The following is a 12,762-nucleotide window of genomic DNA, read 5'->3' on the forward strand; positions in this document are numbered from 1 at the left end:
TGCCATGGGACGCCTGATCGCCGTATCGAACCGCGTCGCGACGCCTACCGAGACCAAAGGCTCGGCGGGCGGGCTTGCCGTCGGCATTTACAGCGCGCTCAAGGACATGGGCGGCGTGTGGTTCGGATGGAGCGGCGATGTCGTCAGCGAAGCGGTTGCGAACGCGGGGCCGACGCTCGACCGGGAAGGGGAAGTCACGTTCGCCACGGTCGGCCTGACCCGGCGCGACTACGAGCAGTACTACCGCGGCTTCTCGAACGCGACGCTTTGGCCCGTCTTTCACTACCGCAACGATCTAGCCGGATACGAGCGTGAAGAGTACGCCGGCTATCGGCGCGTGAACGCTTGGCTCGCGCATAAGCTCGTCAAGCTGATCGAGAAGGACGACGTCGTCTGGGTTCACGACTATCACCTCATTCCGTTCGCCGAGGCGTTGCGGCGCGAGGGCGTGGCCAATCGGATCGGCTTCTTCCTGCATACGCCGTTTCCGTCGCCGCAGGTCCTGCAAAACGTGCCGCCGCACCAGGAGCTGATCAAGTCGCTCTGCTGCTACGACCTCGTCGGCTTTCAAACCGACACCGATCGCGTTGCGTTTCACGACTACATCGTGCGCCATGCGGGCGGCACCGCCAGTGAAGACGGGCACGTGGAAGCGTTCGGGCGCCGTCTGCGGACGGGTGTCTACCGCATCGGCGTGTTTCCCGACGAAATCGCCGCCGAGGCCGAACGCAACGAGAGCCGCAAGCAGGTGCTCGAACTCAAGCACAGCCTCGAGGGCCGCAAGCTCGTCATGAGCGTCGACCGCCTCGATTATTCGAAGGGGCTCATCGAGCGGTTCCGCGCCTTCGAACGGCTGCTCGAGCACGCGCCGCAGTGGCGCGGGAACGTCACGTTCGTCCAAGTGGCCCCGCCGACGCGGGCCGACGTCGAGAGCTATCAGCACATCCGGCAGAACCTCGAATACGAGGCGGGGCGTATCAACGGCCGCTACTCGGGGCTCGATTACACGCCGATTCGCTACCTCAATCAGCGTTTCGCCCGGTCGCAACTGATGTCGATCTGCCGCGAATCGCAGGTCGGGTTCGTGACGCCGCTGCGCGACGGGATGAATCTCGTCGCCAAGGAATATGTCGCCGCGCAAAACCCCGAGGATCCCGGCGTGCTCGTCCTGTCCGAATTCGCGGGTGCCGCGGCCGAGCTGTGTGCCGCGCTGATCGTCAATCCGCACGACATCGTCGGCATGTCGGAAGCGCTCGAGCGTGCGCTGTCGATGCCGCTGGCGGAGCGCAAGCAGCGCCATGAGGTGAACATGGCCGTGCTCAGGCGCAACGATCTAGGCGTGTGGCGCGACACGTTTCTCGCGGATTTGCGCGGGCCGTGAGCGCTCGGCGCCGGTCTTTCGCAGCCGCCGGCAGCCTGTTCGCGGTCTATTTCCCGACTGTAACAGCGCGAAAGCAATTGAAAGCGGTGCAGCATTCAGGGCGCACCGTGCCGAATAATTGAAGCCATGGCGCCGCATTGCGTCCGCTCGAGCCGAGCTCACCTACCCAGGCCTGCTCGAACCGGCGGAATCGGCACACAGTAACCAGGCTGAACCGGGGATAACAGGGGCACGCACCCGAAATCCACTTGCATGGAGTCGATCGAATGAAAATTGCGCAAATCGCGCCGCTGACGGAGTCGGTACCTCCCAAGCTTTATGGCGGCACCGAGCGTGTCGTCTCGTACATCACCGAAGCCCTCGTCGATTTGGGGCATGACGTCACGCTGTTCGCGAGCGGCGACTCGAAAACCAGCGCCAAGCTCGAAGCGGTCTGGCCGCGCGCGCTGCGGCTCGACCCGGGGATTCGCGACAGGATCGCGCCGCACATGCTGCTCATGGAACTCGTGCGGCGCCGCGCCGAAGAGTTCGACGTCCTGCATTTCCACATGGACTACTACTCGTTTTCGCTGTTCAAGCGGCAGGACACGCCGTTCGTGACGACGCTGCACGGCCGGCTCGATTTACCCGAGCAGCAGCCGGTGTTCGATACGTTCAGTACGGCCCCCGTCGTTTCGATTTCGAACGCGCAGCGACAGCCGATCCCGCAGGCGAAATGGCTGACGACGGTTTATCACGGGCTGCCCGAGGCGCTCTATACGCCACAGCCCGTGGAGCAGAAGTACCTGGCGTTCCTCGGCCGCATTTCGCCGGAAAAGCGTGTCGACACGGCCATCCGCATCGCCGCGCACTGCGGCCTGCCGATTCGCGTGGCCGCCAAGATCGATGCGGCCGACCGCGAATATTTCGAGCGCGAGATCAAGCCGCTGTTCGATTTGCCGCACGTCGAGTTCATCGGCGAAATCGCCGACTCGCAAAAGGCCGAGTTCCTGTCCGGCGCGCATGCATTGCTGTTTCCGATCGACTGGCCGGAGCCGTTCGGGCTCGTCATGATCGAGGCGATGGCGTGCGGCACGCCTGTCGTTGCGTTCAATCGCGGATCGGTGCCGGAAGTCATTGATGAAGGCATATCGGGCTTCATCGTCGAAGACGAGATCAGCGCCGTGGCCGCGGTCAATCGCCTGCACACGCTGCCGCGCGCGCGCGTGCGGCAGCGCTTCGAGGAGCGTTTCACGTCGCATCACATGGCACGCCAGTACCTCGCCGCGTATCAGTCGGTCATCCGCGCGCAGAAACGCTCGCGCTTCAAGATCATCGATTCGGTGTCGGGAGAGGGCGCCTCGAACGGCTGAGCCGCACTCGGCCGCCACGGCATGCGCGCGGGCGAACGCCCGCGCGCTTCCGATTCAAGGATTCAAAGATTCAAAGGGAATGAGAACGCCTGGCGCGGTGCTCAGCGGCACCGCGCCGTCCTGCAGGGCCCGCTCAGATATTCATCCGAGTGATCTTCGTGCCTTCGAGCGAGAGATCGCCCATGATGCCCGCGTTCGTCATGACGATGATTTCGACAGGCTTGGTGGCCGACGTTGTATCGATGGCTCCGTTCGCACCCATCTTCAGCACGGCGACCGACGCATCGCCGCCGACCGACCAGCCGTCACGCGCGCGGAATGCGTTCAGCGCATCGTCGGTCATGAACAGGATGACGACTGCCTTCGATTGTGCACCGGCCTGGAACCCGAATGAGCCCGAGACCGTGTTGTAGTAGCCGACACTGTGCCCGCCTACGCGCAATGCGCCATCCCCGTACTGGCCGCCCACGACGAAGCCCGCTTGGAAGACCTTCGGGAACACGAGTATCCCGTGCGCTTTCTGGACCAGTTCGCGCGAGCCGGGCACCTGCGCATACAGGCGAGAGAGCGTCGCGTCGACACCCGAGTTGATCTCCTGCCGTTTCGACATGTTGCTGCCGGGGCTGGAGCCGACCGGGTTTCCATTGTTCGTGGTCGTGGTGCAGCCTGCGAGCGCGAATGCGCCGACCACGATGGCGGCGGCCGCCTTGCGCATGAATTGTTGTTTCTGCATGGACTCTCTCCGTTATGTTCCGTCGGTCAAACCGCTCGACGGCGGGTTCGGACGAAGCGTGATCTCACACAACGCAAGGAGAGTCGAGCATGAGGCATGCCAGGGGGCCCGGCCCGATTTTGCGCCAGCCGCCGGTCATCACCGGCCGCGGCCGCTAGCCGCGAGGGACGGCTAACGGCGAGTCAGTGCTGGACGGTACGTTTGACGACGGGCGGACGCCGTAGCGCGCGTCGAATACCGGCGACGACCAAGCCCACCGCAAAGATGAACGCGGCCGGCACGACCCAATAGCCGACGAACGCGTGCCATAGATAGAGAAACAGCGTGCGGCGCCGCAGGGCGAATTCCGCGATCGCGTCCTGCTGACGCGGCGCATTGGCGGCGAGCACGTCGGCGGGGCAGCCGGCCGCGCGTGCTTCGTCCGGCTTGCCGTGGCAGCGCGCGGCATCGCCCGCGGCTTGCTGGGCGTCGGTGAGCTGCCAAGTCGTCAGCGCGCGATCGCGGTCGACGATGTTATAGGACATCTCGTCCTGGATCTCGCGAACCGCGACGATTGCCACCGGGACCGCCCAGAAGACGATGACGACGAGCCAGCGTCTTACCCAGCGGTTGTGTCTCCATGCCATTTAATGCCTCCGCAATGCATTGCGCATCAACGAACGACGAGACGGCGGCCCTTTGGCTTGAAAGCTTGAAATCTTCGTTCAGGCGAACCGTCTTGGCAGCCATCATAGAAGAAATGCGACGAATCGTCGCTCCCTTGAAAGCCGGATGCGCGCTATTTCGTCAGAGTAACGCGTGGCGACCGGTAATTTCTTCAATTGTCTCGGCATTTCGGAACTTCGCTCTGTGCGCAAGCCGCCGCAGCGCGGGCCAAGGGCGAGCCATGCCGAAGGAACGCCTTTTGCGTTCTGTTCGCACGACCCATATCGGTCACTTCGTGCCGTAGTCGCCCCAAATTGCATCAAGCAGGGACGCGCGGCCTTCCTTTTCAACGGAGCGTCAGTCATGGCCGTACCGTTTTCCGAGCAATACAAGGGGTTTGCGATCGGGGTGCAGGCGCTCAGGCGCGCGAAGGAGCCTGACCAGTCGGACAACGCACTGCGCCGCTTCGACATCGTCGTGACCATCTCGCGCAAAGCGAGCGGCGACCGAGGGAAGGCGGAGATGTTCGGCGTCCCCGAACACGCGCCGCTCGAGGACCAGCTCGAAGCGCATCGAATCGGCGTCCAATACGCACACGACATCATCGACGGCAAGGTCGACGGCACCTCGATCGATCACCTCTGACGCATTCGCGCGACATTCGCGCGAGCCCCGCGCGGCATGCGTTACGCCGTTCCCGTACCGGCACGGGTGCGCACCGCCCCGAACCTGCCGCGCGCTATCCTTGCGCGCTAGCGAAGAAGAGTCCAGCATAAGCGATCCCCGGCGCAGGCCGAGGGCCGCGGCGCGTCGTCGCGCAAAGCGATGACGCGCCGCGGCAAAATTTGCCAAGCGTTCGAATCAAAAATCACGGTCCGCCCAGGGCCGAATAAGAAAGGAGAACCTTATGCTGCATCGCACCCGCCGCCGTATGCTTGTCGCTGTCGCCGCACTGGCTTGCGTGGGCCTCGCGCCGCTCACCGCGACCGATGCGCTTGCGCAAAGCGCGAAGAAACCGAAGGTTGCACTCGTCATGAAGTCGCTCGCGAACGAATTCTTTCTGACGATGGAAACCGGTGCGAAGGATTATCAGAAGCACAACGCCAGCAAGTTCGATCTCATTACCAACGGCATCAAGAACGAGACCGACACGGCGGCGCAAATCAACATCGTCGAGCAGATGATCGACAGCCACGTCGATGCGATCGTGCTGGCGCCGGCCGATTCCAAAGCGCTCGTTCCGGTCGTGAAGAAGGCCGTCGATGCCGGCATCATCGTCGTGAATATCGACAACCGGCTCGATCCCGACGTGCTCAAGTCCAAGGGCTTGAACGTGCCGTTCGTCGGTCCCGACAACGCCAAGGGTGCCGAGAAGGTCGGCGATTATCTGGCCAAGAAGCTGAAATCGGGCGACGAAGTCGGCATCGTCGAGGGCGTGTCGACGACGACGAACGCACAGCAGCGCACGGCTGGTTTCAAGGCCGCGATGCAGAAGGTCGGCGCGAAGATCGACTCCGTTCAATCGGGTGAATGGGAAATCGACAAGGGCAATGCCATCGCGTCGGCGATGCTGAATCAATACCCGAACATCAAGGCGCTGCTGTGCGGCAACGACAACATGGCGATCGGCGCCGTGTCCGCCGTGCGCGCGGCCGGCAAGCAAGGCAAGGTGTACGTGGTCGGATACGACGACATCGACGCGATCAAGCCGATGCTCAAGGACGGCCGCGTACTCGCGACGGCGAATCAGTATGCCGCGAAGCAGGCCGTGTTCGGCATCGATACGGCGTTGAAGGCGATCCAGGAGCACAAGAAGCAGTCGGAGTTGTCGCAAGTGGTCGAGACTCCGGTCGACCTCGTGACGAAAGCCTCCAAGTGAAAGGAAAGCCGCCAAGTCATCGATCGGCTACACCGTCGAAACTTGCGCTAACGTGCGGTAGATAGGCGGTGCGCGGCGCGACACCCGCCGCGCCGCGCACGCTATCGCACTCGGGATTAACGGGCGCGCTCAAGAAAGCACGCGCCGTTGCCGTTATCCTCCGACATAAGCGTCATGGCGGCTAGCCGGCGCGCGACGGCCGCGGACCCGGCCGCCCGACAACGGAAACCCGATGGACTCGACCGACCACGACGAATCGAACGCAGTGCTCAGCGTAAGCGGGATCGGTAAGATCTACGCCGAGCCCGTGCTCGCCGACGTGACGCTCGCGTTGCATGCCGGCGAAGCGCTGGCGCTGACCGGCGAAAACGGCGCGGGCAAGAGCACGCTCTCGAAGATCATCGGCGGACTGGTTGCGCCCAGCGCCGGCGCCATGCGGCTCGCGGGTAGCGACTACGCCCCGAAGAGCCGGCACGAAGCCGAAGCGCTTGGCGTGCGGATGGTCATGCAGGAGCTGAACCTCTTGCCGACGCTGACCGTTGCCGAAAACCTGTTTTTCGACCGCTTGCCGCGCCGCGGCCCGCACGCCCTCGGATGGATCGACCGCGCACGCTTGCGCGAAGACGCGAGGGCAGCCATGGCGCGTGTCGGGCTCGACGCGATCGACCCCGGCACGCCCGTCGGCGCGCTCGGCATCGGCCATCAGCAGATGGTCGAGATCGCGCGCAACCTGATCAACGATACGCGCGTGCTGATCTTCGACGAGCCGACGGCCATGCTGACCGCGCGCGAGGTCGATCTTCTGTTCGAGCAGATCGACCGGCTCAAGGCCCGCGGTGTCGCCATCGTCTATATCTCCCATCGGCTCGAGGAACTCGCGCGCGTGGCGGAGCGCGTCGCGGTCTTGCGCGATGGGCGCCTCGTGACCGTGGACCCGATGCGGAACCTGACGAGCGAGCGCCTCGTCACGCTGATGGTCGGCCGCGAACTCGGCGAGCGTATCGATCTCGGTGAACGCCGCATCGGCGCGCCGTTGCTGAAGGTCGAAGGCCTTACGCGCGGCACGGCCGTGAGGGACGTCTCGTTCGAGGTGCGGGAAGGAGAGATTTTCGGTGTGAGCGGCTTGATCGGTGCGGGCCGCACGGAACTGATGCGGCTTATCTACGGCGCCGACCCCGCCGACCGGGGTACGGTATCGGTCGGCCGGCCGCTCGCGCCCGTGCGGATCGGCTCGCCGGCCGATGCGGTGCGGCAAGGCATTGCGCTCATCACCGAAGACCGCAAAGGCGAGGGGCTGCTGCTGCCGCTGTCGATCGCCGCCAACGTCTCGCTCGGCAACATGGGCAGCGTGGCCCGCTGGGGTATCGTCGAGGGGCGGCGCGAGCAACGGCTTGCGCGCAAGCAGATGGATGCGCTGCGCGTTCGTGCTCACGGCCCCTGGCAAAGCGTGGGCGAGCTGTCGGGCGGCAATCAGCAGAAGATCGTGATCGGCCGCTGGCTCGCGCGCGACGCAGACGTCCTGCTGTTCGACGAGCCGACCCGCGGCATCGACGTCGGCGCCAAGTTCGACATCTACATGCTGCTCGGCTCGCTGGCTCGCGAGGGGCGCGCCATCGTCGTCGTCTCGAGCGACCTGCGCGAATTGATGCTGATTTGCGATCGGATCGGCGTGATGTCGGCAGGGCGTCTGACCGGCATGTTCGATCGCAGCGAGTGGACGCAGGACGCCTTGCTGGCCGCGGCGTTCGCGGGCCATATGAACGGGAGCGGCCGGCATGCGGCCGCGCCGCCCCATTCACCCGACGCACGGAGCCTGTCATGAACGATCCGACCGTGCCTCCCGATGGGGGACCGGCCATGCTGGACGAGGCGCCGGGCGCCCGCGCTTCCGGCACTCGGCTCGGCTTGTCGAACTATCTGGGCTTGGCCGGCGCGCTCGCCGCGATGGTCGCGCTGTTCTCGGCGCTCAGTTCGCACTTCCTGACCTACGAGACGTTCAGCACGATCGCCAATCAGATTCCCGATCTCGTCGTGATGTCGGTGGGGATGACGTTCGTCCTCATCATCGCCGGAATCGACCTGTCGGTCGGCTCGGTCTTGGCGCTGGCGGCCTCGGTCGTCAGCGTGGCCTCGCTCAAGTGGGGCTGGGGCCCCGTGCCGTCGGCGCTGATCGGCATGGCGGCCGCGGCGCTCACGGGCATGGTCACCCGCGGCGTGACGGTCGGCTGGCGCATTCCGTCGTTCATCGTGTCCTTGGGCGTGCTCGAGGCCGCGCGCGGGCTGGCCTATCAGTTGACCCATTCGCGCACCTCGTACATCGGCGACGCATTCGATTTCCTGTCCAATCCGATCGCGGTCGGCATTTCGCCGGCCTTCGTGATCGCCGTGGTCGTCATGATCGCCGCGCAGCTCGTGCTCACGCGTACCGTGTTCGGCAGGCATCTGGTCGGGATCGGGACGAACGAAGAGGCGGTGCGGCTGGCGGGCGTGGATCCGCGGCCGTATAAAGTGGCGGTGTTCGCGCTGATGGGCGCGCTTTCCGGGCTGGCGGCGCTGTTTCAGGTGTCGCGCCTCGAAGCCGCGGATCCGAACGCCGGCGTCGGCTTGGAACTACAGGTCATCGCCGCCGTCGTGATCGGCGGCACGAGCTTGATGGGCGGGCGCGGCTCCGTCATCAGCACGTTCTTCGGCGTGTTGATCATCTCGGTATTGGCGGCGGGTCTCGCACAGATCGGGGCAAACGAGCCGACCAAGCGGATCATCACAGGCGCGGTCATCGTCGTCGCCGTCGTGCTCGATACCTATCGGAGCAGGCGCAGGCGGGCTTGAAGGCGTATGAATCAGGTGGCCGGCCGCCGCGCGGGGAATCGCGACGGCCGGCGTGTACAAGTGAATGTTCGGGGTAAGCGCGGGGCTCGTTCGGCCCGCAGAGAAAAACAAGCGAGAGAGAATCGGTAATGGCGACGATCAAGGATGTGGCGGCCATGGCAGGCGTGTCGTTCACCACCGTGTCGCACGTGGTGAACAACACGCGCCCGGTCTCGGCCGACGTGCGCACGAAAGTGGAGCGGGCAATTGTCCAGCTCAACTACGTGCCCTCGGCGGTCGCGCGGTCGCTGAAGGCGCGCGCGACGGCAACGATTGGGCTAGTCGTGCCCAACAGCTCGAACCCGTATTTCGCCGAGCTGTCACGCGGCATCGAAGACGGGTGCGCGCGCCAAGGCTATTGCATGTTTTTTTGCAATTCCGACGACGATCCGGCAAAACAGCGCAATTATCTGCGAATTTTGCAGGAAAAGCGCATCGACGGCTTAATCATTGCCTCCGCGGGCGACGATGCTGTCCTCGCGAGCAGCCTGACCGACACGCGCGAACCGCTCGTGGTCGTCGACCGCAATATCGAGGGCCTGTCGGCCGATCTCGTTCAAATCGATCACGAGCGCGGCGCCTATCTGGCGACGCGGCACTTGCTCGAACTCGGTCACGTCCGGATCGGCTGCATCACGGGTGCCGTGGCCACGGCCGTGAGCGCGATGCGCGTGCATGGGTTCATCCGTGCGATGACCGAGCGCGGCATCGACATCGAGCCGAGCGCGATCGTCGAAGGCGATTTCTCCGCGGCGGGCGGGCAGGAGGCGGCCGGACGCCTGTTCGACACCGTGCGCCCGACGGCCATCTTCGCCTGCAACGACATGATGGGGATCGGTGCGCTACGCGTGGCCGCGGAGCGCGGCATCCGCGTGCCGCAGCACTGTTCGATCATTGGGTTCGACGATATCGAACTGAGCGGTTTCACGTACCCGGCGCTGTCGACGGTGGGGCAATCGGTACGTGCGCTCGGCGAGGCTGCCGCGCACATGCTGATCGAGCGGATCACCGGCGCGGTGAGCGGGCCCACGCGCCGCCGCGTCATCACGCCGCGGCTCGTGCTGCGCGAGTCGACAGCGGTTTTCGCCGGCCCGGTGAACGCGGTCTTATGTGCATGAGCGGGTGACGGCCGCGGCCATTTCGAAGAGGCGGAGGGGCGCACGACTGCCCTCTCGCATCGCAGCCGAACGCGACTCGGCACGCTGGCCGACCGACGGGCGAATGCAACGTTCGCCCGTTTTCGATTGACCCTGCCTATCTCCAGCTTCGGCCCCATTTATCAGATTAATTCGTTGTCCTCAAGTGCCGCCATAAGGAAGCCGTAAACAGCGGGTAGAGCACACGCTTCCTCTGCGCAGTGCAGCGCGGTGAACGGTGCGCTCCAAACCTGGCTCAGAAACGAAGGACTCCGAATGTTGAAAAACGGTATGACGATCAAAACGCGCATCGGCTTGGCGATGGCGTTTTTATCCGCGCTCATGCTCGCCCTCGGCGCGCTTGGCTTATCGGGCATGAATAAGGCAAGCAAGACGACGAGCGACGTCTACCTGACCCAGATGCCGAGCGCCGTCGACATTGCGATGACCGAAAGCTACGCGGCACGCGAACGCCTGGCGCTCGATCGCGCCGCCATGCACGCAGGCCAAGCCGACGAAACGAAAAAGAACATCGACCGTGCGGCGGTCCTTCGCGCGAGATCCGACAGTTGGTGGAAGAAGTACATGGACTTCCCGCGCGAAGCCGACGAAGACAAGCTCGCGCAAGACGTCGTGGCCAAACGCGAAGCGCTGCAGTCGGTCGTAGCCGCGTACACCGATGCGATCAACGCGAACGATCACGACAAGATCCTTAGCACTGCAGACGACCTTCAGGCCGCTTTCGTACTGTTGTCGAAAAGCGACGACACGTTGAGCCAGTTGCAGTTCACGCAATCGAAAGCGGAATACGCGGACGAGCAGTCGAGCTACGCCACGTTCCGTACCGTGACGATCGCGCTGCTCGTGGCCGCGCTGGTAGCCGCGCTCTTCGCCTACCTGAACCTGCGCGCAGCGATCGCGGGCCCGTTGGCCGAGGCGCTTGCCTATTTCGATGCGATCGCCTCGGGTGATCTGCGCCGATCGATCGTCGTGCGAACGCGCGACGAGATGGGTCTCATGCTCGAAGGGCTGGCGAAGATGCAGCGCAGCCTGACGGACACGGTCCGCACCGTACGCGGCGGCAGCGAGTCGATCGCTCAAGCGACCAAGCAGATCGCCGCGGGCAACCTCGACTTGTCGTCCCGCACCGAAGAGCAAGCCGCGTCGCTGCAGCAAACGACCTCGAGCATGGATCAATTGACCGGCACCGTGCGGCAAAACGCCGACAACGCGCGTCAGGCCAGTGCGCTCGCCGCCAATGCATCGGAAATCGCCAACAAGGGGAACGAAGTCGTCGGCCAGGTCGTCGGTACGATGGGCGAGATCAACGACAGCTCGGCCAAGATCGCGGACATCATCACGATCATCGAAGGCATCGCGTTCCAGACCAACATTCTCGCGCTGAACGCCGCAGTCGAAGCGGCGCGCGCAGGAGAACAAGGACGAGGCTTCGCGGTCGTCGCCGGCGAAGTGCGTGCGCTCGCGCAGCGCTCGTCGGGTGCCGCCAAGGAAATCAAGACGCTGATCGACACGTCGGTCGATCGTGTGCGTTCGGGCTCCGCGCTCGTGGGCGAGGCTGGACGCACGATGGAGGAGATCATCGCCGCGGTGCAGCGCGTGACCGACATCATGGGTGAAATCGCCGCGGCTTCGGAAGAGCAGAGCACCGGGATCGGCGACGTCGCGCGCACCGTCTCGCAGATGGACCAAGTCACGCAGCAAAATGCGGCGCTGGTCGAACAGGCGTCCGCGGCGGCGCAATCGCTGCAGGAGCAAGCCGAGCGTTTGCGCACGGCCGTCAGCGTCTTTCAACTCGCCGACGAAGGCAGCGCCTCGCGTACGGTTGCGGTGCGGCCCGCATCCATCAGTGCGGCGGGCGCGTCGAAGCGCGCCGCAAAGCCGGCACCCACTCGCTCGACGCCGGCTCCCAAACGCCCGGCCCCGTCGCCTAGCGCATCGAGCGCATCGAAGATCGAGCCGAAGATCGAGCCGGTGCTCGCCGCAAGCGCGGCTCCAGCCAAGCCCGCAGCGGCCCCGGCGAAACGCGCGCAGGCCCCGGCCGAATCGGTGGCGGCCAAGGCGGCAACGCCGGCCCGGAGCACGGCCGCACCGGCACCCGCGGCGTCTCCCGCTCCCGCTGTCGCGCCTGCTCGCAAGCTCCCCGCGACGAGCGCACCGAGTTCATCGCGATCGGACGATGACTGGGAAACCTTCTAACGAACCACGCTAAAGGTTCCTCTCTGCGCCCTCCGCGTCCGTTCCAGGACGCAACGGCCCGGCCGCGTCGCCATCGACGCAGCCGGGTTCGCCAATCGATCTGCCCCCAAAATATTTGCGATCGCACGCCATGGCGCTCGATGTGCGTCTCGGCGAGCACGTTCGCTCATCATCAGCATTCATTCATCGCTACCGGTTCACCGCTACAAAAACTTGTAACCGATGCGTACAACTGTCGTCGAAAACGGCAGCCGGCGCGTATACGTATTAAGAGCGGATCAAGAGCCGCCGTTGCAGTCCGGTGCGGCGCTAGCCCCCGGCGTGTAAGCGCGGGGTACGAGCGGGCATCGCACATGCAATGAGGCGATGGACGCGGCTTTTTGTCGGCGAGATCTCTGTGCTCTCCACACGCCGCGCAACGCCGCGACACGACGACGGAGCGCAAGCGCGGTGCGGCGCCGGTGCGGTCAACCGCGCGAAGAGCGTGTAAGAGAGCGGATGCCGGCATGTGAGAAATACCTGTGCATTGCAGGGCAACCGAACGCAGCGAG

10 protein-coding genes are annotated in these 12,762 nt (G+C 64.7%); 8 read left to right on the forward strand and 2 right to left on the reverse strand.

Annotated elements, in window-relative coordinates:
- Nucleotides 1-4: 4 nt before the first annotated feature.
- Together otsA and DWV00_RS09385 are read left to right on the forward strand one after the other, a co-directional pair.
- A complete protein-coding gene (otsA, locus tag DWV00_RS09380; protein WP_115533291.1) occupies nt 5-1,381 on the forward strand; it encodes an alpha,alpha-trehalose-phosphate synthase (UDP-forming) in 1,377 nt (458 codons plus the stop codon).
- Between the two features lie 266 nt (nt 1,382-1,647).
- On the forward strand, nt 1,648-2,733 hold the full coding sequence (locus DWV00_RS09385; RefSeq protein ID WP_115533292.1) for a glycosyltransferase family 4 protein: 1,086 nt from the start codon (nt 1,648-1,650) through the stop codon (nt 2,731-2,733).
- Between the two features lie 133 nt (nt 2,734-2,866).
- On the opposite strand, the gene DWV00_RS09390 is transcribed toward DWV00_RS09385, so the two are convergent.
- A complete protein-coding gene (locus DWV00_RS09390; RefSeq protein ID WP_115533293.1) occupies nt 2,867-3,466 on the reverse strand; it encodes a BPSL1445 family SYLF domain-containing lipoprotein in 600 nt (199 codons plus the stop codon).
- Between the two features lie 182 nt (nt 3,467-3,648).
- Entirely contained in the window at nt 3,649-4,092 is a 444-nt protein-coding gene (locus DWV00_RS09395; protein WP_115533294.1) for a hypothetical protein, read from the reverse strand.
- A 382-nt stretch (nt 4,093-4,474) separates the two neighbouring features.
- Here DWV00_RS09395 and DWV00_RS09400 point away from each other — a divergent pair, with 382 nt between their 5' ends.
- The 6 genes from DWV00_RS09400 to DWV00_RS09425 all read left to right on the forward strand — a co-directional run bounded on the left by DWV00_RS09400 (nt 4,475) and on the right by DWV00_RS09425 (nt 12,211).
- Nucleotides 4,475-4,756 (forward strand): hypothetical protein, encoded by a 282-nt coding sequence (locus DWV00_RS09400; protein WP_115533295.1) that lies wholly within the window; start codon nt 4,475-4,477, stop codon nt 4,754-4,756.
- A 262-nt stretch (nt 4,757-5,018) separates the two neighbouring features.
- Entirely contained in the window at nt 5,019-5,990 is a 972-nt protein-coding gene (locus DWV00_RS09405) for a sugar ABC transporter substrate-binding protein (RefSeq protein ID WP_115533296.1), read from the forward strand.
- 232 nt (nt 5,991-6,222) lie between these two features.
- Nucleotides 6,223-7,812, forward strand: coding sequence for a sugar ABC transporter ATP-binding protein (locus DWV00_RS09410; protein WP_115533297.1), 1,590 nt, complete (start codon nt 6,223-6,225; stop codon nt 7,810-7,812).
- Nucleotides 7,809-8,819 carry an ABC transporter permease gene (locus DWV00_RS09415; RefSeq protein WP_115533298.1) on the forward strand — a complete coding sequence of 337 codons (1,011 nt, stop codon included), beginning with the start codon at nt 7,809-7,811 and terminating at the stop codon, nt 8,817-8,819. Before DWV00_RS09410 ends, DWV00_RS09415 begins: the two co-directional genes overlap by 4 nt.
- 128 nt (nt 8,820-8,947) lie before the next feature.
- Nucleotides 8,948-9,976, forward strand: coding sequence for a LacI family DNA-binding transcriptional regulator (locus DWV00_RS09420; protein ID WP_115533299.1), 1,029 nt, complete (start codon nt 8,948-8,950; stop codon nt 9,974-9,976).
- A gap of 294 nt (nt 9,977-10,270) precedes the next feature.
- Nucleotides 10,271-12,211, forward strand: coding sequence for a methyl-accepting chemotaxis protein (locus DWV00_RS09425; protein WP_115533300.1), 1,941 nt, complete (start codon nt 10,271-10,273; stop codon nt 12,209-12,211).
- Nucleotides 12,212-12,762 lie beyond the last annotated feature (551 nt).

Origin of the sequence: Trinickia dinghuensis (genome assembly GCF_003367175.1) — a bacterium.
In the GTDB taxonomy this organism is placed as follows: domain Bacteria; phylum Pseudomonadota; class Gammaproteobacteria; order Burkholderiales; family Burkholderiaceae; genus Trinickia; species Trinickia dinghuensis.

Excerpts from the sequence above, each read along its gene's own strand:
- otsA (WP_115533291.1), top strand. The coding sequence starts at position 5 with ATGGGACGCCTGATCGCCGTATCGAACCGCGTCGCGACGCCTACCGAG.
- DWV00_RS09385 (WP_115533292.1), top strand. The coding sequence starts at position 1,648 with ATGAAAATTGCGCAAATCGCGCCGCTGACGGAGTCGGTACCTCCCAAG.
- DWV00_RS09390 (WP_115533293.1), bottom strand. The coding sequence starts at position 3,466 with ATGCAGAAACAACAATTCATGCGCAAGGCGGCCGCCGCCATCGTGGTC.
- DWV00_RS09395 (WP_115533294.1), bottom strand. The coding sequence starts at position 4,092 with ATGGCATGGAGACACAACCGCTGGGTAAGACGCTGGCTCGTCGTCATC.
- DWV00_RS09400 (WP_115533295.1), top strand. The coding sequence starts at position 4,475 with ATGGCCGTACCGTTTTCCGAGCAATACAAGGGGTTTGCGATCGGGGTG.
- DWV00_RS09405 (WP_115533296.1), top strand. The coding sequence starts at position 5,019 with ATGCTGCATCGCACCCGCCGCCGTATGCTTGTCGCTGTCGCCGCACTG.
- DWV00_RS09410 (WP_115533297.1), top strand. The coding sequence starts at position 6,223 with ATGGACTCGACCGACCACGACGAATCGAACGCAGTGCTCAGCGTAAGC.
- DWV00_RS09415 (WP_115533298.1), top strand. The coding sequence starts at position 7,809 with ATGAACGATCCGACCGTGCCTCCCGATGGGGGACCGGCCATGCTGGAC.
- DWV00_RS09420 (WP_115533299.1), top strand. The coding sequence starts at position 8,948 with ATGGCGACGATCAAGGATGTGGCGGCCATGGCAGGCGTGTCGTTCACC.
- DWV00_RS09425 (WP_115533300.1), top strand. The coding sequence starts at position 10,271 with ATGTTGAAAAACGGTATGACGATCAAAACGCGCATCGGCTTGGCGATG.